Genomic DNA, 23,663 nt, shown 5'->3' on the forward strand with positions numbered 1-23,663 from the left:
CCATGCGTTACGACAGCGTGCTCGACATGATCGGCGACACCCCGTTGCTGCGGCTCGATCCGGCCGCCCACGAGGTGCCCGGAGCCGAGATCTTCCTGAAGCTGGAGTCGGCCAACCCGTTCGGGTCCGTGAAGGACCGGGTCGCGTGGGGGCTGCTGCGCGATCACATCGGCGCGATCGCCGAAGGGGACCGGGTCGTCGTGGAAGCCTCCAGCGGCAACACCGCGAAGGCGCTCCAGATCATCACCTCGATGCACGGGGTCCGGTTCCGCGCCTTCACCAACCGGGTCCGGGTGCGCGAGGTCCGCGAGATGCTCTCGCTGCTCGGCGCCGAGGTGACCGAGATGCCCGGCCTCTCGGAGTGCCCGGACCCGACCGCCCCCAACGATGTCTTCAGCGTGATCGGCGACCTCATGGAGGGCGAGCCCGGGCGCTACCACCACACCTCGCAGTACACCAACGAGGACAACCTGCGTGCCCACTACGAGCAGACCGGGCGCGAGATCTTCCGCGACGCCGGACCGGTCGACCTGCTCGTGGGCGGCCTCGGCACCACCGGGTCGACCCGAGGAGCGGCGACCTACCTGCGCGAGCAGAACCCGCAGACCGCGGTCGTCGGTGTCGTGGCCGCCGAGGGCGACTTCATCCCCGGCATCCGCTCAGCCGCGGAGATGTGGGAGGTCGGGCTCTTCGAACCCGACTTCTACGACGCGATCGCCGCCGTCGACTCGGCCGACGCGATCTCGGCGAGCCTCGAGCTCGCCACACGGCACGGGGTGCTCGCCGGCCCCACCACCGGGGCCGCCTATGCCGCGGCACGGGAACGGCTGCTGTCCGGGCCCGGCGGCCCGGTCACGGCGGTCGTGATCGCGTGCGACCGGATGGAGCCGTACCTCTCCTACTACCGCCACCGCCGTCCCGACCTCTTCGGCGCGCCCCGATCCGCCACCGAGGAGGCCGCGCCGTCGGTCACTCCCGAGGAGATGGAGGCGTGGGGCGCGGCAGGTGAGCACGTGGTCGTCGTGGACGTACGCACCGCCCTGGCGTTCCAGGCGGGTCATCTCCCCGGCGCGATCAACCTCCGCGACGACCTGCTCGAGCAGGTCATGGAGGCCGGGACGCCGTTCTCCGAGGCCTCCCGGGTGGTGTTCGTGTGCCCGACCGGGGACCGGTCGGCGCGGTTCGCGGCGCGGGCCGCCGCGACCGGGTGCCGGGCGTACAACCTCGAGGGTGGCGTCCTCGCCTGGCGAGACAGTGGGCGCCCGCTCGCCGGGGTGTGAGGCCTCACGCGGGCATGAGGAGGAGCATCGTGCCCATCCCGGTCGCCATCAGCCCGTGACCGAGGGCCGGCAGACGGTGCTCGCGTACCGCTGCCGCGCGCAGCAGCCACCAGATCACCCCGGCCGCGCACGCCGCGACGAACAGCGAGTTGACCAGGATCGCCCAGCCCGGTGGGGCGGCGGCTGTAGCCGGCGGCAGCACCGCCGTGGCGCCGCTGTGGCCGGCGTGCCCTGAGGTGTGGGTGCCTGCGCCATGGGCGTCGCTCATGAGCAGCGGCATCGCGGCGAGCATCCAGATCATCGCCGCGTTGAGCGCAAGATGTCCGACGATGTCCGCGCGCCGCGCCCGCCCGCTCGTACGGCGCAGGGCGGGCAGCAGCACCACCGTCAGGATCCCGAACAGCGTGACCTGAGCCCAGACGGCCGCGTCCCAGAGGATCACCCAGATCATCAGGATCATCGCGGCGCTCATCACGGTGTGGTTGACGTGCAGGACGGTCTGCCCACCGGACCCGGGACAGACCACGAGGGTCCAGATTCCCGAGGTGCCGGTGAGCACGAAGGCCACGGTCAGCAGTAGGTCCCAAGGCGGATCGACCACCCGACCAACGTACCGTCGCCACATCGTGTGTGCGGCCGGTTGCCGTGATCGGTGCCGCAGGCCGGCAAACCCCCGGCCGAGGCGTCAGATACGTCGGCCGAGTGGGCGTGTATCTGCCCACTCGACCGACCTGGTTGACGCCTCGGCCGCCCGGGGTGACGCCTCGCTCAGGCGTCGAGATCCTGCGCGACGAGCGCCGCGATGGTGTCGACGGCGGTCTGGTCGGGGCCGGTGACCTCGACCTTGTCGCCGTTGGCGGCGCCGAGGGTCATGATCAGCAAGGAGGAGGCGGCGTCGACCGGCTCGCCGCCGGGGACGGCCAGGGTGACCTCGGCACCGAGCTCCTCGACCTTCTCGGAGATGATCGCGGCGGGGCGGGCGTGGAGGCCGACGGCCGAGCCGACGGTGACGGTCTGGGTGGGCATGATGCTCCTTCGGTTGGTGGGATGTGCTGCGTCAGCTGGCGGCGGCGGCGGCCGGGACCGGGGCGCGGCCGACGGACTTGAGGGCGATCACGGTGGCGGCGCCGACGACCACACCGGCGGCCAGCGCGATCAGGTAGCCGAGCACGTTGGTGACCGCGAAGAGGACGAAGATGCCGCCGTGCGGGGCGCGGACGCCGACCTCGAAGAGCTGGGAGAGGCCACCGGTCACGGCGCTGCCGACCATGATCGCCGGGATGACGCGCATCGGGTCGCCCGCGGCGAACGGGATGGCGCCCTCGGTGATGAACGAGGCGCCGAGCAGCCAGCCGGCCTTCCCGTTCTCGTGCTCCGCGGTGGTGAACAGCTGAGGACGTACGACGGTGGCGAGCGCCAGCGCGATCGGCGGCACCATGCCGCTGAGCATGACCGCGGCCATGATCCGCAGCTCGGGGGCGTTCGCGGCCAGCGAGGCGGCACCGACGCCGGTGGCGGCGAAGCTGTAGGCGACCTTGTTGAGCGGCCCGCCCATGTCGAAGGCCATCATCAGGCCGAGCACCGCGCCGAGGGCGACGGCGCTGGTGCCGTCCAGGGCCGCGAGACCGTCGGTGAGCCGCTCCATCAGCCAGTTGATCGGCTTGCCGAGCACCACGATCATCACCAGACCGGCCAGGATCGAGGTCACCAGCGGGATCACCAGCACCGGCATCAGCCCGCGGGCCCAGCTCGGCACCCGCCAGCCGCTGACCCAGTGGGCGATCACGCCGGCGAGCACACCGCCGGCGATCGCGCCGAGGAAGCCGGTCGCCGGCGCTGCCACGCCGTCGGCGTTGACGACACCGAACAGGTTGGCCGCGAGCGCGCCCATGATGAAGCCGGGGGCGATACCGGGGCGGTCGGCGATGGCGTACGCGATGTAGCCGGCGAGCGCCGGGATGAACAGCATGAACGCGGTCTTGCCGATGACGAAGAAGAGCGCGCCGAGGTAGACGGCGAGACCGCTGTCGAAGAGGGCGTGCTCGAGACCAAGGGCCTGTACGTCGGGGAGGTTCGTGAGCGTGTTGTCGACCATGACCGCGCCGTAGACGTCGGTGATGTCGTAGCCGCCGAGCAGGAAGCTCAGCGCGATCAGCAGGCCGCCGGCGGCGACGAACGGGATCATGTAGGAGACACCCGTCATCAGGATCCGGCGGGTCCTGCCGCCCCAGCTCTCGGAGGCGGTCGTGCTCGACTCGGAGGAGTCGCCCCTGCCGGATTCGACGCGGGCGGCGTTCGGGTTCTCGGCGGCGGCGAGCGCCTCGGCGATCATCGCGTCGGCGTCGTCGATCGGACGCTTCACGCCGGAGGAGACCAGCGGCTTGCCGGCGAACCGGGCGCGGTCGCGGACGCCGACGTCGACGGCGAAGATGGCTGCGTCGGCGTTGGTGATCGTCTCGGCGGGCAGCGGGGTCGCCCCCGCGGAGCCCTGGGTCTCGACCGCGATCTCGACCCCTGCCCGCGCGGCGGCGGCCTGGAGCGCCTCGGCCGCCATGTAGGTGTGCGCGATGCCGGTCGGGCAGGCGGTCACCGCGACGAGCGAACGCTTCTTCGACGGCGCCGCGTCCTCAGTCGGGGCCGGACTCTTGGCGGCGGCAGGTTCGTCGCTGACCGCGTCGAGGATGGTCCGGGCAGCTTCCTCGGCGGAGTCGGTCTCGCGCAGCTTCCGGCCGAACTCGGGACGGGCCAGGGCCCGGGCGAGCTTGGTGAGGATGGTCAGGTGGGTGGCGTCGCCGCCCGCGGGCGCTCCGATGAGGAAGGCGAGGCCGGCCGGGCCGTCCTTCGCGCCGAAGTCGACCGGAGGCGAGAGCCGGGCGAAGGCCACCACGGGCTCGTCGACCCCGGACGTACGGCAGTGGGGGATCGCCAGGCCACCGGGCAGGCCGGTGGCGGAGACCTCCTCGCGGGCCAGCGCGTCGGCGACCAGCGCCTCGAGGTCGGTGGCCCGGCCGGAGTCGGCCACGCGCTGGGCCAGGGCACGGATGACATCGTGCTTGTCGGTGCCGAGATCGGCGTCGAGGGCGACGAGCTCGGGGGCGATGAGTGCGGACATCAGAGTCCTCCGGTGATGGGGTCGAGGTCGCGTACCGAGACGAGGTCGGCGCGGACCTGGGGTGGGGTGGGGAGGGTGGTGCCGGGGAGACCGGCGGCTGCACTGCCGTACGCGACGGCGAGCCCGAGACGTTCAGGCGCGGGGAGTCCGCGCAGGTCGGCGAGGAGGTAGCCGAACAGGGAGCTGTCACCGGCACCGACCGTGCTGACGACGTCGGTGGGTGGCGGGGTGGCGTGCCACGTACCCTCCTGGGTAACGAGGACGGCACCGTTTCCGCCGAGGGTCGCGAGCACGGCGCTGACACCGCGCTCGACCAGGGTCCGGGCTGCTGCCGCGGCAGCGGCAGGGTCGTCGAGGGCGGCCGGGTCGGAGCCGGTGATCGAGGCCAGCTCCTCGGCGTTGGGCTTGAGCAGGTCGGGGGCACTGGCCGGGAGCCCGGCGGCGAGCGCCTCGAGCGGTGCCTCGCTGGTGTCGACCGCGATACGGGCGCTGGTTGAGTGCAGCGCGCTCACAACCTCCGCGTACCAGCCGGCCGGTGCCTCGGGCGGCAGCGATCCGGCGAGGACGACCCAGCCGGCGACCTCGGCCTCCTGGACGAGCCGGGTGGCGAGTGCGTCGAGCAGCGCGGGGGTTGCGGTGGTGCCGGGGCCGTTGAGCTTGGTGGTGGTGCCGTCCGGCTCGGTCACGGTGGTGTTGATCCGCGGCCGTCCGGCCGGTCCGACGGTGACCACGTCGAGGCCGGTGGCCCGCAGCTCGGTGATCATCGGGTCGAGGTCGGGGCACGGAACGACCGCGCGGGTCGGCACCCCCGCGGCGTACGCTGCGCCGGAGATGTTGACGCCCTTGCCGCCGGGCTGGGAGCTGGTCGCCGCGGCGCGCAGCACCTCCCCGCGGCGCAGCGGGCTGGTGAGCATCACGGTGTGGTCGATGCTCGGGTTGGCGGTCAGGGTCACGATCATGCGATCACGACCTCCAGGCCGCTCTCGCGCAGCTCGTCGGCGACGTCGTCGTCGATGTCGCTGTCGGTGACGAGCACGTCGATGTTGCCCAGCGCTGCGAAGCGAAGCGTGGTCTCGACGCCGATCTTGCTGGAGTCGGTCAGGCACACGACCCGGCGGGCGGCGTTGACCAGCGCGCGCTTGGTCGAGGCCTCCTCGTGGTCGGGGGTGGAGAGGCCGTGGGCCAGCGTGAGCCCGTTGGTCGCCACGAAGCAGACGTCGACCCGCAGCCGGCTCAGCGCGTCCACGGTCTCGGCGCCGACCGCGGCCTGGGTGGCCGGACGGACCCGTCCGGGCAGCAGGTGGAGCTCGATCTGGGCGCTGCCGGCGAGCATCGCCGCGACCGGGACGGCATGGGTCACGACCGTGAGCTGGTGGTCACGGGGGAGGGCGCGGGCGAACCTGCTGGTGGTCGTCCCGGCGTCGATGGCGATGGTCCCGCCGGCGGTGGGAAGGAGGTCGAGGGATGCCTGGGCGATGCGGTCCTTCTGTGCGGTGAAGGTCTGCTCCCGCTCGCCGAGCGCTGACTCGAGCACCGCCATGGTCTCCACCGGCACCGCGCCGCCGTGCACACGGCGGACCAGGCCGCGGCGCTCCAGGGTGGAGAGGTCTCGGCGGACGGTCTCGGTGGTGACGTCGAACCGCTCGGCGATGTCGGCCACGGATATCCGCCCGCACTCGGCGACGAGACGGGCCGTCGCGATCTGTCGCTCCTCGGCGTACATCGCGGCCTCCTTCAGAATCGGTGTGGTTTCGAGTGGATTTCGGGCTTGTGAATGCCCACATATGTTGTTTTATGCCCGAATGTGTTGACTAGTCAAGGGGTCAGGGCAGATATTTGTGGCCATGGTCACGTCTCACTCATCTGTCCTCTCCGGCACTCCGGTGGTCCCGGGGATCGTGCTGGCGCCTATCCACGTGGTGCGGACCGAGGTCGACCCACGTGCGTTGGCCGCCTTCGAACGGCGCGGCTTCGAGCATCCGGAGGACGCCCTCGCGGCCTACGAGAGCGCCGCCACCGCCGTCGCCGACGGCTACGCTCGCCGCGCCGAGGCCGCTTCGGGAGCCGCCGCCTCGGTGCTGAGCGCAAGCGCCGGCCTGGCCCGCGACAAGGGCCTGCGCGTCGCCGTGGAGAAGCACGTGCGTGCGGGGGAGGGCCTGGTCGCCTCCGTCGGGGCGGCGGTCGAGCAGTTCGCGACGCTGTTCAGCGGGATGGGCGGTCTGATGGCCGAGCGGGTCACCGACCTGCGTGACATCGAGCGCCGGGTCCTGGCCCACCTCGCCGGTGAGCCCGAGCCCGGTGTGGACGTGCCCGAGGGCACGAGCGTGCTGGTGGCCGCCGACCTGGCGCCCTCCGACACCGCCGCTCTCGACCCGGCCCGGGTGGTCGCCCTGGTCACCGAGCGAGGCGGCCCCACCAGCCACACCGCGATCATCGCCCGCCAGCTCGGCATCCCGTGCCTGGTCGGCGTGGCCGGCGCCACCGGCATCGCCCCGGGGACACTCGTTCTCGTCGACGGCCAGGCCGGCGTCGTCGACCTCGAGCCAGGACCAGACGCGGCCGCCCGCGCCGAGGCCGACCTCGCCCGCCGGCAGGCGGTCGCGGCCTGGACCGGGCCCGGACGCACCGCCGACGGTCACCCGGTGGCGCTCCTCGCCAACGTCGCCGACGGCTCCTCGGCGCAAGACGCGGCGGCCGGTCAGGTCGAAGGCGTGGGACTCTTCCGCACCGAGCTCTGCTTCCTCGACCGACGCGAGGAGCCCACCGTCGACGAGCAGGCCGACGTCTACACCGAGGTGCTCGCGCCCTTCGCCGGCCGCGGCCATGTGGTGGTTCGAACGCTCGACGCCGGCTCCGACAAGCCGATCGCCTTCGCGACCCACGAAGGTGAGGAGAACCCCGCCCTGGGCGTACGCGGCCTGCGGCTCGCCGCCGACAACCCCGGACTCCTGGAACGCCAGCTCGACGCCGTCGCGGTCGCCGCCGAGCGCACCGGCGCCGACACCTGGGTGATGGCGCCGATGGTCGCCACCGTCCAGGAGGCCGCCGACTTCGCCGGACTGGTCCGCGCCCGCGGCCTCAAGCCCGGAGTCATGGTCGAGGTGCCGGCTGCCGCGCTGATGGCCCACCGGATGCTGGAGGTCGTCGACTTCCTCTCCATCGGCACCAACGACCTGACCCAGTACGCCATGGCCGCCGACCGGCTGGCCACCGACCTGGCCCACCTGACCGATCCCTGGCAGTCGGCGGTGCTGCAGCTCATCGCGATCACCGCCGAGGCGGGACGTACAGCCGGGAAGCCTGTCGGGATCTGCGGCGAGGCCGCCGCCGATCCGCTGCTCGCGCCCGTGCTCGTGGGCCTTGGCATCACCTCGCTGTCGATGGCTCCCGCCGCCGTCGCCGCGGTCGGCGCCCGGCTCGGGTCGGTCAGCGCCGGGCTGTGCGAGGACGCCGCCGAGGCCGCGCTCGGCGCGCTGTCGCCGGTGCTGGGCCGCGAGGCGGTCGCGACCCTCCTGGGGTGATCGGGTCCCGTGCACACTGGGCCCATGCCCGCGCGCTACGTGTTCACCGAGACCTGGGAGCTCCCGTCGTCACCTGAGACGGTGCGCGACGTACTGCTCGACGTCGAGCACTACCCGCGATGGTGGCCGCAGGTGCGGGCGGTCGCGAGGCTCGGCGAGGACGACGCGCTGCTGGTGTGCCGCTCGGCGCTGCCCTACGACCTGGAGATCGTGCTGCACGCGGTGAGCCGCGACCTGCCCGCGCTGGAGGTCGGTCTCGGCGGCGACCTCGACGGGTTCGCCCGGTGGACGCTGGCGCAGGCGCCGGGCGGGAGTCGGATGGTGTTCGAGCAGGAGGTCGTCGTACGCGGCCTGCTCGGAATGGCCTCGGTCGCGCTGCGGCCGGTGCTGACCTGGAACCACCGGCAGATGATGCTCGGCTGCCGGCAGGGTCTGGCCGCCGCCGTCGCCCCTGCCTAGAGCGCGGAGCCCTTCTGGTACTCGGCCCAGGAGAGGTTCCAGTCGCCGAAGCCGTTGTCCCACTCCATCTTCCGGTCGGTGCCGGTGGTCTCGACGACGTCGCCGATGCGGGCCAGGCCGTAGAGCCAGGCGGCGTTGGCGGTGGAGAGACCCGTGCAGCCGTGGGACACGTTGGCATAGCCCTGGGAGCCGGTCGACCACGGCGCGGCGTGGATGAACTCGCCGGAGTTGCTGATCCGCATGGCGTACTCGACGTCGTCGAGGGAGTAGTAGTCGCTCGAGCTCTGGTCGGAGATGCCGATGGTCTCCGAGCGCATCTCCTTGACGCGGTGCTTCTCGGAGATGACCTTGATCCCGGAGCGTGTGGTGAAACCGGGCTTGCCGGTGGTGATCGGGATCGTACGCAGCAGCTTTCCGTTGCTGAAGACCTTCATCCGGTAGGTGCGGGCGTTGACCCTGAAGACGTGCGCGTCGCCGACCTTGTAGGTGGCGGTTCGGCTGTGCTGACCGTAGACGCCGGCGCCCGCGGAGGCGCCGTTGATGTCGAGGTCGACCTTGATGGTGGTGCCCGGCTTCCAGTAGTGCTGCGGGCGGTAGCGGGCCTCGGTGTCGGAGACCCAGTACCAGGAGCCGGTCTGCGCCGGGGTGGCGGTGACGTGCATGCGCTTCTCGAAGGAGGCGTGGTCCTTGACCGGGACGTCGAAGTAGACCGCGACCGGCATTCCGACGCCGACCTCGGACTTGTCGACGGGGACGATCGTGGCGAAGGTCTGCTGGGCCAGCGAGAGCGAGCGGGTGGTGAAGCTGCTGGTGACCTTCCCGGTCTCACCGGTGGCGGTGACCGTGTAGCGCAGCGCGGGGTCGAGGAGGTCGTTGGCGGTCCACGTCTTCTTGTCCTCCGACAGCGAGCCCGGGACCGTGCGTCCGTCGGGCCTGGCGACCTTCACACTGGTGAACTCGCCCGAGGTCGCGGTCACGGTGACCTGCTTGTCGACCGCGACGTCCTTGGCTCCGTCGGCGGGGAAGATCTTGGCGGTGAGTGGCTTCGCCGACGGGGACGCGCTCGGCTTGCCCTTCGCAGCCGATTCCGGGGTCTCAGGGACCTCCGCGCAACCGGAGAGCACCATCAGGGCCACCGAGGCCATCACGACAGGGAAGGAACGAACCCGCATGGGATAACTATGCGGTAGGCGGCAACCGAATTCCGGGCATGTCGGCGCGTGTGATGAAGGTTGTGGCCTTGTCGGTGGTGCCGCGTACGGTATCTGCCGATGAGTGACACTCGCGTGGAGGCGGCGTACGCCGGGGCTCTGGCCGCCTTCAGGAACCCGATGCTCGACCTCCTGCACGGCCGGTTCGCCCCGTTCGTGGTGGCGGTGCTCTCGGTGACCTTCACCTCCGAGCGGGCCGCGGTCCCGGTGGTGGACGCGCACGCCGAGATCGGCGACATGCTGGACCGGCTCCGGTCCACCGGCCACGCCGAGGGCGAGGGCGGAGAGGCGATGCTCCCCGTCGGCACCGCGCGAGACCTGTGCCGCCAGTGGGTGCGCGCCGGGTGGCTGCTGCGCCAGATCGAGGGCGAGGACGAGGTCTACCGGCTCTCCGCCCATGCGGTGGGTGCGTTGGAGATCGCCGGCCGGGCGAGCGGGTCACGGGCGCGGGTCTCCGAGTCGCGGGTTCGGACGCTGCTGGAGGCGGTCGAGCGGCTCGCCCAGGACGCGGACCCCGACGTGCTCACCCGGGTGGCCCGGCTGACCGAGGAGATCGCCGAGCGCCGCGCCGAGATCGCCCGTCTGGACCGCACCGGCGTGGTCGACACCGTCGACGACGACACCCTGCTGGAGCAGGCCGAGAACATCCTCCACCTGACCCGCGAGCTCCCGGCCGACTTCGCCCGCGTGGTCGAGTCGATCCGGGCGATGCAGCGCGACGTGGTGACCGATCTGCGCCAGGACGTACGCCCGGCCGGGGAGGTCCTGCGGGAGTACCTGCAGCGCGGCAAGGACGTGATGGCCTCGACGCCGGAGGGCAAGGCGTTCGCCGGTGCGCTGCGGATGATCGGCGACCCGCGCCGTCTCGACGACCTGGCCAGCAACCTGCGTACGGTCCTGCGGCACCGGTTCACGAAGGCGATGGGCCCGCCCGAGCGGGCCGAGCTCGCCGCGGTCGGGCGCCGGATCGAGGCCGGGGTCGCCGAGGTGCTGGCCGCCCAGCAGACCGCCTCCCACGTGATCACCACCCAGGTGCGTACGCACGACCCGGCCCGCGACCGGCAGGTCGACGACCTGCTGCGCGATGTGATGGTCGGCTTCCAGGCGTGGATGCCGACCTCGCGGCCGGCCGAGGCCATCGAGCCGCTGCGCCGGCTGCCCCTCGCCGACCTGGGCCACCTGCGCCAGTCGGTCAGCGAGCTGCGTCCGCCCGAGCCGCCTGCGCCGCTGGCCGACTGGCGCGACGTAGAGAGCGCGGTCGAGGACACCAAGGCCTGGGGCGGACCGGGCTACCGGGCGATCGAGGCCCACCTGGACGCCTATGTGGCGGCAGCCGAGGGGCCGGTCGACCTGGCCGAGGTGTTCGCGGCCGCCCCGGAGGAGATCAGGCGACCGGTCGACCTGCTCGGGCTGCTGGAGATCGCGCACCGTCGCGGGATCGCCGAGACGGGGGAGATCTCCACGATCGAGGCGGTCCGGGCCGACGGGGTCCGACGCAGGTTCGCGTTCGGCGGGGTGCGGCTCGGCACGATGATGGCGACTGAAGACGGCGACGGGGCCGCAGAAGGGGACGGGCGTTGAGCGAGACGGTGACACCGACCGAGGCTGACCCTCAGGTTGAGGTTGAGAGTCAGGAGGTGGCGTACGGCAGCGAGCCGGAGGGCTTCATCGAGCCCGTCTCGATGGAGGACGACCCGACCGAGCTCTTCGTCGGCGACCGCGGTGTGCTGGACGCCGACGTACGCCGGGTGCTGGTCCAGCTGCTGCGCCGCCGGTTCATCACCGCGGAGCGGAGCCCGCGCCAGTGGCGCACGCTGCTCGACCACCAGGCGGTGATCGAGTCGCGGCTCCACGACCTGTTCGTGCGGCTCGTGGTCGACCACGACCGCGGGATCGCCTACAAGCGGCAGGTGCGCTCGGAGGAGCTGGACGTCCCGGTGCTCCTCAAGGACGACGCCTACTCCCGCGCCGAGACGCTGGTGCTGGTCCATCTGCGCACCGTCTTCCAGCGTGAGCGTGGCGCGGGCCAGAGCTCCGCGCGGGTCGATGCCGACGAGCTGGAGCAGACCGTGCTCACCTACTTCGACGTCGCCAGCGGCGACGCCGCCCCGCGCCGCGAGATCCGTCGGGCCGTCGAGCGGCTCGCCCGGGAAGGGCTCCTCGAGGAGGAGTCGGAGGACCGCTACCGGATCACGCCGCTGGTCGAGATCGTGCTGAGCGTCGAGAAGCTCGCCGAGCTCAAGGAGTGGCTGAGGGAATCCGGTGGTCGAGCCGTGAGCGCGGACGAGGAGACCGAGCAGTGAACATGATCGACAGCCTCTTCGGCCTCATCCCGGAGCGCTCGACCGGGCGGCAGTGGGTCGCGAGCGAGCTGCAGCTGGTCAACTGGGGCGGCTACGACGGCGCCCACCGGGTGCGCTTCTCGCCGAGCGCGACGCTGCTGACCGGAGGCTCCGGGTCGGGCAAGTCGACGCTGATGGACGCCTACATCGCCCTGATCATGCCGCACACGACGCCCTTCAACGGCGCGTCCAACGGCGGTGTCGTGGGGCGACCCAGGGGTCAGGACCAGCGCAACATCCTCTCCTACGCACGCGGCAAGATCGACGAGGCGAAGACCGCCGAGGGCACCAAGATCCGGGTGCTGCGCGGCGACGGCCGCGACACCTGGTCGGCGATCGCGATGACGTGGGCGGACCAGACCGGTGCCCGCTTCACCGCGGTCCGGGCCTGGTACGTCCCCGCCTCCGCCAAGAACCTCGACGACGTGACCAAGCTCCGTGCCGTGGCAGAGGCGGGTTTCGACGTACGCGACCTGGAGCCGGTCGCCGCCCACCGGTTCACGCGCGCCGCGGTCGCCGAGGTCGGGCTGACCCCGATCGACACCGACCGTGACTTCACCGCCCGGATCCACTCGGCCCTCGGCATCGGTGCGGCCGGCGACGGCGAGAAGGCGGTCAACCTGCTCGGCCGGATCCAGGCGGGCCAGCAGATCACCACGGTCGACGACCTCTACAAGAAGATGGTGCTCGAGGAGCCCGAGAGCATCGCCACCGCGGACGGCGTCGTCGCCCACTTCGACGAGCTATCCGCCACCAGGGAGCGGATGGTCACCGCGCAGCAGCAGGTGCGCGCATTGACGCCGATCCGCGAGCTCCGCGTCGCCATCGAGGACGCCGCCTCCCGGCTGGAGGTCATCGACGGGATCGGTGCCTTCGGCGACGAGGCGACGCCCGCCGGGCTGTGGCGAGCGGGCAAGCGGGTCGACCTGCTCAGCGAGCTCGAGGCCGACCTGAGCTCGCGCCGGAGCGCCGCGGAGAAGACGGTGGCTGAGAAGCAGGCGCTGATCGACGCCGCCGAGTCCGAGCGTGACGGCCTCGCGGTCACGGTCGCCGCCTCCGGCGGTCGCCGTCTCGAGGAGGCCACTCGCGAGATCAGGTCGGCCGAGAGTCGGGCCGATCAGGTGCGCCGAGCCCGGGAGGCACTCGAGGGCGAGCTCGCCGTCCTCGGCGCTGCGGTGACGACCGCGGCCGAGTTCGAGGCGCTCCAGTCGACCGCGCAGCAGGCCTTGGTCGACGACGACGCCCGCACCACCGCGCTCAACGACTATGCCGCCGCACGGGCCGCCGAGGCCGAGGCGATCAAGGTGGTCGGCCGGCTCGAGACCGAGCTCGCCGATGCCGAGAAGACCAAGAACAACATCCCCGAGCCGCTGCGCGCGGCCCGTGCGGTGCTGGCCGAGGCGGCCGGGCTGAGCCCGGCGGAGATGCCGTTCGTGGGCGAGCTGGTCGAGGTCCGCACCGAGCACGAGGCCTGGCGCGAGGCGTTCAACCTGGCGCTGGGCGGTTTCGCGACCACCATGCTCGTCGACGCGGCCCATGTCGGCGCGTTCCGGGCGGCGATCGACTCGGTGCGGCAGCGCACGCGGATCCGCTACGAGGCGGTGCCCACCGGGACGAAGGACACCACGATCCTGGACGAGGGCACCCTTCCGGGTCGCCTCGACTACCGCCGCGGTGTGTTCACCGGCTGGCTCAAGAAGCGACTGGCCGAACGACACGGCTACGTCTGCGTGCAGACCCCCGCGCTGCTCGGCCAGCACCGGATGGCGCTGACCGTGACCGGGCAGGTCTCCCAGGGTTCGCGCGGCGCCCATGGCGGGCAGGGGGCCGGCAACGTGCTCGGCTTCACCAACACCCGTCGCGTCGCCGAGCTCACCGAGCTCCTCGAGACCGCCCGCCAGGACGCCGAGAAGGCGAGGACGGCGGTCGCGGAGGCCGAGCGGGCCATCAAGCAGCTCGACCTGCGGCGTACGTCCTTCAAGGCGGTCTCCGCCCTGACCTGGGACCAGATCGACGTCGCCGGAGCCACCGCCGAGCGGGACCGGTGGGCCGCGGTGATCGAGGAGGTCACCGCCGACAACCCGGAGATCGCCACGCTCCAGAAGCGGCTGAAGGAGGCACGGACCAAGGTCGACTCGCTGCGTGAGGGGATCGGCGCCGCCAAGAGCGCCTTCAAGGACCTCGACACACGCTGGAGCGACGTGGTCGAGCAGGTCGACCGAGCCAAGGACGCGCTGGAGGAGGCGGCGGCCTCCGGCACCGAGATCGCACCGGCCCAGGCCGACTATCTCGAGCAGCTCTTCAAGGTGTCCGGCGGTGAGGCGGCCGGCCGGCGTGAGGACGCGCTCGCCGAGCTCGACGCGGTCTTCGCCCGGGCAGGGGAGAGCCTCGACGCCGACCGCACCGGTGCCCAGGAGACGATCGGTGCGGCCCGCGCCCAGCTCCGCCAGACCTTCGAGGCCTTCCTCGAGCGCTGGCCCAACCCCAACCTCCACACCGACCCCGACGCCTCCTACGCCGACTTCGACCGGCTCCTCGACGAGCTGCAGACCAGCGGTCTGCACGAGCTCGAGGTCGAGTGGCGCGACTCCCTGCTCAACCTGTCGGGCAACGACCTGACCAACCTCGACTCGACCCTGGCTCGGGCGGTGCGCGAGATCCGCGACCGGATCGACCCGATCAACCAGATCCTCGCCGAGCTGCCGTTCAACGACGACGACCACCGGCTCCGGATCGACACCCAGGAGGGCCAGTCGGCGGTGCGCGGCCGCTTCCGCAAGGAGCTCCGCGCGGTGCGCGACCTCATCGGGAGGGCCTCGACCAACGAGATCCGCGAGCAGGCCTACACCCGGATGTCTCGCCTGATCGACCGTATGCGCCGCACCGCACCCGACTTCACCGACCTGATCGACGTCCGCAACCACGTCCGTGTCAGCGCCGAGAAGGTCACCGCCGACACCGGTGAGCACGTCGCCCTCTACGACCACATCGGCGAGAAGTCGGGCGGGGAGTCGCAGGAACTGGTGGCGTTCATCGTCGGTGCCGCCCTGCGCTACCAGCTCGGTGACGCCGGCGCGGAGCGTCCGCGCTACGCCCCCGTCTTCCTCGACGAGGCGCTGATCAAGGCCGACGCCCGCTTCACCGGCCGGGCCATCGGGGCCTGGCGGGGTCTCGGGTTCCAGCTCATCATCGGTGCGCCGAACGACAAGCACAGCGCCATCGAGCCGCACGTCGACGTGCAATACACGGTGCTCAAGGACGCCGAGGGCCACTCGTTCCCGAAGCTGGAGGTCGGCCTCGAGGAGGTTCCGGCCTCGTGATCGCTCGGCTGTTGAGTCCTGGCGAGGCGGGGGCGAAGCTCGCAGCTCAGGCGACCGGCGGCATCTCGGACTGACGGGAGTCCAGGCCGGGACGCTTGTCGGCCCACCTGCCGCGCGTGAAGTCCGGTACGCTGACCGGTCGCCCGCCGTTGTCGAGCGACTGGACGCTCAGCGGCACCGGCGAGCACCACACGGCGCCGTCGTAGACGTCGATGTCGGGCACCAGCCCTGCGCGCATCTGCTGGATCACCCGCCACTGCAGGATGTAGTCCATGCCGCCGTGGCCACCGGGGTTCGGCTGACTGCCGACGGTCTTCCACAGCCAGTGGTCGAACTCGTCGCGGTAGGAGGTGAAGTCGCGCCAGGAATGCCCGCTGTGGTCCGGCTCGAGGTAGACCCTTGCGCCCGCGGCGCCCACCGGCACGTAGTCCTCCATGATGCCCCGGCTGCCGGCCAGGCTGTTGATCCGGCTGTAGGGACGCGGTGAGGAGACGTCGTGCTCGGCACGGATCACCCGACCCTGCTGGGTGCTGATCATGCAGGTGATCAGGTCGCCGTTGATGTACTCCTCCTGCCAGGACGGGTGGTCGCGGGGCACGTGGCGCTCGCGGTAGTCGGCCAGCCCTCGCGGAGCGGTGGCCGTCGCCTGAAGGGTGAGCATCCGGTCGCCGCGGTTGATATCCATCGCCGCCGCGATCGGAGCCAGCCCGTGCATCGGATAGAAGCTGGCGATGCTCCGGGTGTGCCACTTCCGACGCCAGGCGTCGGTGTAGTAGGTGTCGCTGAAGAGCAGTTCGCGCAGGTCGTGCAGGTAGCCGCCGTGGCCGTTGGTGACGTCGCCGAAGACACCCTCGTGGGCCATCTTCAGCATCGCCAGCTCGTTGCGGCCGTAGCTGCAGTTCTCCATCAGCCAGAGGTGCCTGCGGGTCTGCTCGGAGGTGTCGACCAGGTCCCAGAGCTCGTCGAGCTCGGTCGCGATCGGCAGCTCCACGCCGACGTGCGCGCCGGCCAGGAGCGCGGCCTTGCCTTGTGCGTAGTGGAACTCCCACGGAGTGGCGATGTAGACCAGGTCCAGGTTCTCGCGGCTGAGCATCTCCTGGTACGACGACGAGCTGCCGCCGTACTCGGCCGGCCGCGGCTTGCCCGCTGCCGCTATCCGGTCAGCAGCGGTCTTGGCCCGCGGGGCGCGGATGTCGCAGACGGCGGCAACGGTGCAGCCCGGTACCGCGGCCCAGCCGCCGAGCATGCCCATGCCGCGGTTGCCGAGACCGATCACGCCGACCCGGACGGTGTCGACTGCTTCAAAGGGGACGCCGACCATCGACTTCTGGCCTGGTCTGCGGGCCGGCGCTGCGCTCGCGGGGCTGAGCACAGCGCCGCCGGCTACGACGGCGGTGGCGGCGATCGCGCCACCGAGGACGGTGCGGCGGCTGGGGTAGGACATGTCAAGCATTCGAGACCACTCCCTCAGATCGACCTGCGGACAGCTGGCAGCCCGCGGGGTTGCCGACCAATGTCCCGAGTGGGACGTCCTCTTGTCAAGGATGATCGAAATGTGGCCTAATCGATCATAAACGAGCACTAGGCTTAGTCGGTGATCTCTTAGGGCTGGATCGACAGGAACAGGAAGGACGCCATCAGGACCAGATGGACGAACCCTTGCAGCGCATAGACGCGGCCCTGGACGACGGTCAGGCCGGTGACGAAGACGGTGATGACCAGCAGCACGATCTGGGTCGGCTCGAGGCCGAGCACGAGCGGGCCGCTGAGCCAGATCATCGCGACGGCGATCGTGGGGATGGTGAGGCCGATCGAGGCCATCGCGGAGCCGTAGGCGAGGTTGAGGCTGGTCTGGACCCGGTCGCGGGAGGCGTTGCGGACCGCCGCGATCGACTCCGGGGCCAGGACGAGGAGGGCGATCACCACGCCGACGACGGCGTAGGGAAAGCCGAGGGTCTTCACGGTGTTCTCGATCGTGGGGGAGAGCACCTTCGCCAGGCCGACCACCGAGACGAGCGAGACCAGCAGGAGAGCCAGGCTGAGCCCCGCCTCGCCCGCCGAGGGCGGGTCGGCGTGGCCGTCCTCGTCGAGGTCGACGAGCCCGGTCATCCGGCCGTGCTCGTCGCTGGTGACGGGCAGGAAGAAGTCGCGGTGGCGAACGGTCTGGGTGAAGAGGAAAGCGACGTAGAGCGCCAGCGAGGCGATGGCGGCGAACGCCAGCTGTGAGGGGGAGTACTGCGGGCCCTGCGCGGACGTCGTGAACCTGGGCAGCACGAGGGTGAGCCCGGCCAGGGCGATGACGGTGGCGACCGCCGAGCCGGTGCCGGCAGCGTTGAAGCTGACCAGGCCGTGCTTGAGGGCACCCACCATGAGCGAGAGCCCGACGATGCCGTTGAGGGTGATCATCACCGCGGCGAAGACGGTGTCACGCGCGTAGGTGCTGGTGTTGTCGCCGCCGCTGGTCATCAGCATCACGATCAGGCCGACCTCGATCACGGTCACCGCGATCGCCAGGATCAGCGACCCGAACGGCTCGCCGACCCGGTGCGCGACGACCTCGGCGTGGTGGACCGAGCTCAGCACCGCGCCGATCAGCACCGCCGCCACCACGGCGAGGATCGACCAGTGGTCGTGTCGCAGCCATGCGAACACCAGTACGACCACGGCGAGGATCGGCACGACCACTGACCATTGCAGGCGGCCCCGGACCGCTGGCGCACTCATGGGGTGACCGTAGCCTGAGGGCGTGCACTCGACCTACACCCCACCAGCCGTGTTCAAGTCCCGTCCCGACCTGCTGGGGAGGTTCGGCATGGTCGGCTCGACGCACTGGCTGGCCAGCGGTGCGGCGCAGGCGGTGCTCGAGCGCGGTGGCAACGCCTTCGACGCGGTGGTGGCAGGCGGGTTCGTGCTGCACGTGGTCGAACCCCACCTCAACGGCCCGGGCGGCGACCTGGTCGGGATCTTCGCGCCGGCCGGCGGTGAGGCGACGGTGCTGATGGGCCAGGGGCCCGCACCGGCCGGTGCTTCCGCGGAGCACATGCGCGCCGAGGGCCTCGAGCTGGTACCGGGCTCGGGTGCGCTGGCCGCCGCCGTGCCTGGGGCCGTCGAGGCCTGGCTGATGCTGTTGCGCGACCATGGCACCTGGGAGCTGGGCGAGGTCCTCGCCTACGCCATCGACTACGCCCGCAACGGCCACCCGATCCTGGGGCGCGCGGTTGCCACGATCGCCACCGTGGCCGACCTTTTCCGCGACCACTGGCCCACCTCGGCCGCCCACTGGCTCGTCGACGGTCAGCCCCCGAAGCCGGACACGATGGTCCGCAACGAGGCCTACGCCGCCCTGCTCGACCGCCTCGTCGCCGCAGGCGAGGGCGCCGCGACCCGCGAGGAGCGTATCGACGCGGCTCGCGCTGCCTGGGGGAGCGGGTTCGTCGCGGAGGCGATCGAACGGTTCGTACGCACCCCGCACCGCCACTCCTCCGGAACCGATCATTCCGGGGTGATCACGGCCGCTGACATGGCGGGGTTCTCGGCTGCGTACGAGAAGCCGGTGACGACCGAGTTCCGCAGTCACACGATCGCGAAGGCGGGGCCGTGGACGCAGGGACCGGTGCTCCTGCAGACGCTCAACCTGCTCGAGCCGCTCGACGACGCGCTGCTCGACCCGAGCAACCCGGCCGGCGCGCACACCATCCTGGAGGCGACCAAGCTCGCCTTCGCCGACCGGGACGCCCACTACGGCGACGGCGCCGACCCGGAGGTGATCGCGACGCTCCTCTCCAAGGAGTACGCAGCCGCCCGCCGTCCCCTGATCACCGATGTCGCCTCGGCCGAGGTCAGGCCCGGGCTGGGCGCGACGGCCTTCCCGCCGCTGCGCGAGACCTACGATCCCGCCGCCGCCGCGTCCGGGGTGGGGGAGCCGACGGTCTCGCGGGCGGGAGAGACCCGTGGCGACACGTGCCACATCGATGTCGCCGACCGCTGGGGCAACATGATCGCCGTGACCCCCTCGGGCGGGTGGCTGCAGTCCTCGCCCACGATCCCCGAGCTCGGTTTCTGTCTCGGCACCCGGCTGCAGATGACCTGGCTCGAGCCGGGGCTGCCCTCGACGCTGACCCCCGGTCGCCGACCGCGCACCACGCTCACCCCGACCCTCGTCCTCCGGGAGGGGCGGGCTGTCGCCGCCGTCGGTTCGCCGGGTGGTGACCAGCAGGACCAGTGGCAGCTGCTCTATCTGCTGCGCACTCTCGTCGGGGGCTACTCGCCTCAGCAGGCCATCGACGCGCCCGCGCTCCACTCGACCTCTTTCCCGGGGTCCTTCTGGCCGCGCACGTGGGTTCCCGCTGGCGCGGTGCTCGAGGATCGGCTCGGTGTCGAGGTCATCGAGGGCTTGCGATCTCGGGGCCACAAGGTTGAGCTCAGCGGCGACTGGTCTCTCGGGCGGCTCTCCGCGGTCACTCGTGATCCTGGCACCGGCACGCTTTCTGCTGCTGCTAACCCTCGGGGCGCGCAGGGGTACGCGGTCGGGCGGTAGGTTGCTTCCTGCTGGTCGAGCTTGTCGAGACCACCCGTGAGGAAACCTCGCTTAGGTACTGTTTCTTTCGTTTCAGGGTTCGCCGCCGACCCTTGCTTTGAGTGTTTCTCGATCGCGCGCCGCGTCAAGGACGCCCTGCGGGCGCCGGCTTCGCCGGTGGCCTTCGGCCATCCTTGACCCGGCACCCGATCGAGAAAGATTTCGCCTATATCGGGGCGGCGGCGAGGGTGTGGCGCAGCACTCACGTGACTTGTTCGCTGACTGCTTAACTGGCTTCTGAACAGCAAAAACAGGTAGCGTGATGGTGTTCGAACGCATATAATAATCACTATGTACGAGGCCATCGACCGTCTTCTCGACGGGCCACCTCCAGGTGCGTCCGAGGGTGAGCTGGTCGACTGGATAGCTCGCCTCGAAACGGTCAAGTGCCGCGCCGGAGCGGTGCAAGCGGAGGCTTCGGTACGTCTCGAGGAAGCCGCCCGGGCACGGCAATCAGCCGCGGGGGTTCCTGCCCGCAAGCTGGGCGAAGGGGTCGCCTCCCAGGTCGCGCTGGCTCGGCGGGTCGCCCCGGCCAAGGGTGCGAAGCTGCTGGGACTGGCGAAGGTCCTGATCGCGGAAATGCCGCACACCTTCGCGTTGATGAAAGCCGGCCTGTTCTCCCAATGGCAGGCCACCATCCTGGCCCGCGAAACCGCCTGCTTGTCCCTGGAAGACCGTCGGGTCATCGACCACGAGCTCTGCGCCACCGGGTCGGACGGGCAGTCGGTGAAGGCGGTGTCGATGGGACTGCGGCAGCTCGAGAACGCCGCCAAGAAGCTTGCGATCGCCCTCGACCAAGCCTCGGTCGTCGAGCGCGCCGCCAACGCCGCCAAAGACCGGCGCGTCAGCTTCCGGCCGGCGCCCGACACGATGATCTGGCTCGGCGCCCTGCTCCCGGTCAAGGACGGCGTTGCGGTCTTCGCTGCCTTGGATCAGGCCGCCAATGCCGCCCGCGCCGCCGGGGATGAGCGGAGCCGGGGTCAGGTCATGGCCGACACCCTCGTCGACCGCGTCACCGGCCGCGAGACCGGGGCTAAGCCGCGTATCGAGGTCAAGATCGTCATGACCGCCGACGCGCTCGCACATGACGCCGACCAGCCTGCGCTGGTCGAGGGCTACGGACCCGTCCCCGCCACCTGGGCCCGCGAGGCCATGGCCGACGCCGAGGTGTTCGTCCGCCGCCTCTTCACCGACCCCGCCGGCCACCTCGTCGCGATGGAATCACGCTCCCGCAAGGCCCCCGACGGACTGGCCGAGTTCATCGTGACTCGCGACGGTGGGATCTGCAGGACCAACGGGTGTGATGCCCCGATCCGCAACATCGACCACATCCAACGCCACACCGACGGCGGCCAAACCAACGCCGAGAACCTCCAAGGGCTCTGCGAGCGCTGCAATCAAGCGAAAGAAGCCCTCGGCTGGCAGGCCAGACCAGGACCCGACGGCAGCATCACCACCATCACACCCACGGGCCACACCTACACGAGCCCGCCACCCGACACCTGGGGCCAAGACCCACCACCCCTGTCCCGGGCAGAGTTCACGCTGCGCAACGTACTGCTCGAACACACCCTCGCCGCCTGACACTCCAGGCAGGCTCGAGGCCCTCGAGAACTTTCTTCGGATCAGTGCTTGACCCTGACGCTACGTCAGGCCTGCACGCTTCTTCCACGGCCCCAAACCGAGGCCACAGAACAGGCACCGAAACGAAGGAGCACCACCATGAACAACATCCTCACCCGCCTCATCGGCGACAAGAAGGACTGGAAGCGCATGGAAGCCCGCGCCGCAGAGCTCCCCGCCGACTACCGCACCGTGTATGCCGAGATGAAGAACTACATGTGGCGCTTCACCACCGGCGACGGCATGGACATCGTCGAGATCCTGCGCGACATCCTCGACCTCTTCGAGACCGAAGCCGCCGCCGGCCGCAGCGTCGTCGAGGTCACCGGGCCCGACCTGGCCGCGTTCTGCGACGCCAGGCTGCCCGAGCAGCAGGACGACTACCGCGCCAAGCTGCGCGCGAACCTCAACAAGGTCGCCGACAAGCTCGCCTGATGTCCGAAAACGTAAGAGCCCCGCTGGCGTCTCGGGTCACCAGCGGGGCAAGAACAATGTTGCCGCATCACCAAAGAGGTTGTCACCCCTTTTCGAGAAATTCTGCAGAATTTTGCATTGCAGAGTTCTGCGGCTCGTCAGGAGCTGCTCAGATGACCGCCCCGACGTCCTTGGCGACGATGTTGTCCATGGCGCGCTCGGCGACGGCGGCGATGGTCATGGATGGGTTGCAGGCGCCGGTGGTGCCGGGGATGAGCGCTCCGTCCAGGACGTAGAGGCCGTCCTGGCCCTGGACGCGGCCGTCGAGGTCGCACACGGTGCCCATGTTGGCGCCGCCGAGGGGGTGCCAGGTGCTGTTGACGATGGCGTTGGTGTCGATGAGGGCCCCGAGCCCGCCGCTGATGCGGGACACGCGCTCGTGGATGGCGCGATAGCTCGCCGCGTCGCCGCCGACGGGGAAGCGCAGGGTCACCGAGTCGGTCAGCGAGCTGTAGCGGAAGCTGCCACGGTCGGCGCTGACCCCGAAGCCGACCAGCATCGTGGCGCCCAAGTCGAGGCCGAGGGGGAGTGGGGGCACCGATGCCTGGATGACGGTGTTGGCCGTCTTCGGGTCGGTCCAGTCCTGGCTCTGGTAGACGACGGGCCCGCCCTGAGTGCCGGTGAGGTTCTCGTCGAAGGGGCGCCACATGTAGATCCGGTCGCCGTTGGTGCCCCAGCCCTGACCGAGCTGCTCGGGGAGGTCGGGGATGGCGTCGGTGGCCGCGGCGCGGACCAGGAGCTTGCTGGTGTTGAGCGAGCCGGCCGCCATCACCAGCGCCCGGGTGGTCAGGATCTTCTGTTCGACCACGTCTCCGGCGTCGTCGGTGCGGTCGACGTGGACCTCCCAGCGACCGTCAGCGGCTCGGGCGACCGACGTCACGTTGTGCCGGGTTGCCACCTGCACGAGTCCGGTGGCCTCGGCCTGCCGGATGTAGGTGACGTCGACGGAGTGCTTGCCGCCGTTGTTGACTCCGAGCGCGCAGTCGCCGTTGGTGTAGGACGGCGCCATCTCGCCACGCAGCTCCGCGAGCGCGTAGGACCAGTCGATGGGCATCGGGATCTTCTGCAGGTCGTAGCCCGCGGCCCGGACGCGCGCGCCGAACGTACGCGAGACCCGGTAGTTGTCCGAGGCGATCAGCTCGTCGGGCGCGGTCGCGGCGCCGAGCATCCGGGCCACGCGCGGATAGTGGACCCGGTCCATGAGCTCGTAGTCGAGCTCGTTCGGGAACCAGGTGTCGAAGACCTCCGCGGAGGGCTGCAGCGTCATGCCCTGGTAGACCAGCGATCCGCCACCGACGCCGGCCGCACACATGGCGAGCATGTTCTGGCCGAGGACGGGCTCGAGCAGGCCGACGTACGGTCCGAAGTTCAGCGGCGTGCCGAGCAGCTTCTGCAGGGGCTTGAGCGCCTCGGGCGTGGTGGTGTGGAACAGGACCCGCTTGTCGAGCGAGCGCACCGTCGGGAAGGTCTGCGCGTCCGGTCCGGTCGGCCAGCGGCGACCGCGCTCGAGCACGGTGACCGGTACGCCCGCCTCGGCCAGCCGCAGGGCGGCCACGCCGCCGCCGAAACCGGACCCGATGACGACCGCGCGGTGCTCCTCCCGGGCCAGCCGTACGCGGCGGGGCGAGGAGGCGGCGGCCGGACCGGCGAGCAGTCCGCTCGCAGCGGCGCCGGCCGCACCGGCGGCCCCGGCGAGGAACGTACGTCTGGTGGCAGACGTGGGCAACGAGGACTTGGTCAAGGGG

The 23,663-nt window shown here is 70.9% G+C and carries 18 protein-coding genes; 9 read left to right on the forward strand and 9 right to left on the reverse strand.

Translation table 11 applies throughout. The annotated features are described in order from the left end of the window. Nucleotides 1–2 precede the first annotated feature (2 nt). Nucleotides 3–1,280, forward strand: coding sequence for a pyridoxal-phosphate dependent enzyme (locus tag ACFVDI_RS05875; RefSeq protein ID WP_378901580.1), 1,278 nt, complete (start codon nt 3–5; stop codon nt 1,278–1,280). Nucleotides 1,281–1,284: 4 nt separating this feature from the next. Here the strand turns inward: ACFVDI_RS05875 and ACFVDI_RS05880 are convergent, their stop codons facing one another. From ACFVDI_RS05880 to ACFVDI_RS05900, 5 genes are all read right to left on the reverse strand, one after another. Beyond that, complete coding sequence (locus tag ACFVDI_RS05880) at nt 1,285–1,881, reverse strand: DUF5134 domain-containing protein (RefSeq protein ID WP_378901583.1); 597 nt, start codon at nt 1,879–1,881, stop codon at nt 1,285–1,287. Between the two features lie 167 nt (nt 1,882–2,048). Then, on the reverse strand, nt 2,049–2,306 hold the full coding sequence (locus ACFVDI_RS05885) for an HPr family phosphocarrier protein (RefSeq protein WP_378901586.1): 258 nt from the start codon (nt 2,304–2,306) through the stop codon (nt 2,049–2,051). 31 nt (nt 2,307–2,337) lie between these two features. After that, nucleotides 2,338–4,395: a fructose-specific PTS transporter subunit EIIC gene (locus ACFVDI_RS05890; RefSeq protein WP_378901677.1), complete on the reverse strand. Its 2,058-nt coding sequence runs from the start codon at nt 4,393–4,395 to the stop codon at nt 2,338–2,340. Beyond that, nucleotides 4,392–5,351, reverse strand: a complete 960-nt coding sequence (locus ACFVDI_RS05895; protein ID WP_378901589.1) for a 1-phosphofructokinase family hexose kinase — start codon at nt 5,349–5,351, stop codon at nt 4,392–4,394. The genes ACFVDI_RS05890 and ACFVDI_RS05895 overlap by 4 nt, the downstream gene beginning before the upstream one ends. Then, nucleotides 5,348–6,115, reverse strand: coding sequence for a DeoR/GlpR family DNA-binding transcription regulator (locus ACFVDI_RS05900; RefSeq protein WP_378901591.1), 768 nt, complete (start codon nt 6,113–6,115; stop codon nt 5,348–5,350). Before ACFVDI_RS05900 ends, ACFVDI_RS05895 begins: the two co-directional genes overlap by 4 nt. A 121-nt stretch (nt 6,116–6,236) precedes the next feature. Between ACFVDI_RS05900 and ACFVDI_RS05905 the strand changes: the two genes are divergently transcribed. Then, nucleotides 6,237–7,913 carry a putative PEP-binding protein gene (locus ACFVDI_RS05905; RefSeq protein WP_378901594.1) on the forward strand — a complete coding sequence of 559 codons (1,677 nt, stop codon included), beginning with the start codon at nt 6,237–6,239 and terminating at the stop codon, nt 7,911–7,913. A 24-nt stretch (nt 7,914–7,937) separates the two neighbouring features. Next, nucleotides 7,938–8,372, forward strand: a complete 435-nt coding sequence (locus tag ACFVDI_RS05910) for an SRPBCC family protein (RefSeq protein WP_378901596.1) — start codon at nt 7,938–7,940, stop codon at nt 8,370–8,372. Here ACFVDI_RS05910 and ACFVDI_RS05915 read toward each other — a convergent pair. Further along, complete coding sequence (locus ACFVDI_RS05915) at nt 8,369–9,544, reverse strand: Ig-like domain-containing protein (RefSeq protein WP_378901598.1); 1,176 nt, start codon at nt 9,542–9,544, stop codon at nt 8,369–8,371. The two genes, ACFVDI_RS05910 and ACFVDI_RS05915, sit on opposite strands and share 4 nt — an antisense overlap. 99 nt (nt 9,545–9,643) lie before the next feature. Here ACFVDI_RS05915 and ACFVDI_RS05920 point away from each other — a divergent pair, with 99 nt between their 5' ends. The 3 genes from ACFVDI_RS05920 to ACFVDI_RS05930 are packed head-to-tail and all read left to right on the forward strand — an operon-like array spanning nt 9,644 to nt 15,245. Next, the gene (locus tag ACFVDI_RS05920) at nt 9,644–11,164 is read left to right on the forward strand and encodes a DUF3375 domain-containing protein (RefSeq protein ID WP_378901599.1); all 1,521 of its coding nucleotides are present in this window, start codon (nt 9,644–9,646) and stop codon (nt 11,162–11,164) included. Nucleotides 11,165–11,220: 56 nt separating this feature from the next. Continuing rightward, the gene (locus tag ACFVDI_RS05925) at nt 11,221–11,886 is read left to right on the forward strand and encodes a DUF4194 domain-containing protein (RefSeq protein ID WP_378901600.1); all 666 of its coding nucleotides are present in this window, start codon (nt 11,221–11,223) and stop codon (nt 11,884–11,886) included. A 2-nt stretch (nt 11,887–11,888) separates the two neighbouring features. After that, complete coding sequence (locus ACFVDI_RS05930; RefSeq protein WP_378901680.1) at nt 11,889–15,245, forward strand: ATP-binding protein; 3,357 nt, start codon at nt 11,889–11,891, stop codon at nt 15,243–15,245. 46 nt (nt 15,246–15,291) lie between these two features. Here the strand turns inward: ACFVDI_RS05930 and ACFVDI_RS05935 are convergent, their stop codons facing one another. Together ACFVDI_RS05935 and ACFVDI_RS05940 are read right to left on the reverse strand one after the other, a co-directional pair. After that, a complete protein-coding gene (locus ACFVDI_RS05935) occupies nt 15,292–16,689 on the reverse strand; it encodes a Gfo/Idh/MocA family protein (protein ID WP_378901602.1) in 1,398 nt (465 codons plus the stop codon). A 158-nt stretch (nt 16,690–16,847) separates the two neighbouring features. Continuing rightward, a complete protein-coding gene (locus tag ACFVDI_RS05940) occupies nt 16,848–17,969 on the reverse strand; it encodes a calcium:proton antiporter (protein WP_378901604.1) in 1,122 nt (373 codons plus the stop codon). A gap of 88 nt (nt 17,970–18,057) precedes the next feature. On the opposite strand from ACFVDI_RS05940, the gene ACFVDI_RS05945 reads away from it, so the two are divergent. From ACFVDI_RS05945 to ACFVDI_RS05955, 3 genes are all read left to right on the forward strand, one after another. After that, a complete protein-coding gene (locus tag ACFVDI_RS05945; RefSeq protein WP_378901683.1) occupies nt 18,058–19,782 on the forward strand; it encodes a gamma-glutamyltransferase family protein in 1,725 nt (574 codons plus the stop codon). A gap of 330 nt (nt 19,783–20,112) precedes the next feature. Next, nucleotides 20,113–21,405, forward strand: a complete 1,293-nt coding sequence (locus tag ACFVDI_RS05950; protein WP_378901607.1) for a DUF222 domain-containing protein — start codon at nt 20,113–20,115, stop codon at nt 21,403–21,405. 138 nt (nt 21,406–21,543) lie between these two features. Continuing rightward, complete coding sequence (locus ACFVDI_RS05955) at nt 21,544–21,879, forward strand: DUF1048 domain-containing protein (RefSeq protein WP_378901610.1); 336 nt, start codon at nt 21,544–21,546, stop codon at nt 21,877–21,879. 148 nt (nt 21,880–22,027) lie between these two features. Here the strand turns inward: ACFVDI_RS05955 and ACFVDI_RS05960 are convergent, their stop codons facing one another. Then, a complete protein-coding gene (locus tag ACFVDI_RS05960; protein WP_378901613.1) occupies nt 22,028–23,659 on the reverse strand; it encodes a GMC oxidoreductase in 1,632 nt (543 codons plus the stop codon). Nucleotides 23,660–23,663 lie beyond the last annotated feature (4 nt).

Origin of the sequence: Nocardioides sp. NPDC057767, assembly GCF_042798275.1 — a bacterium.
Classification (GTDB): Bacteria; Actinomycetota; Actinomycetes; order Propionibacteriales; family Nocardioidaceae; genus Nocardioides.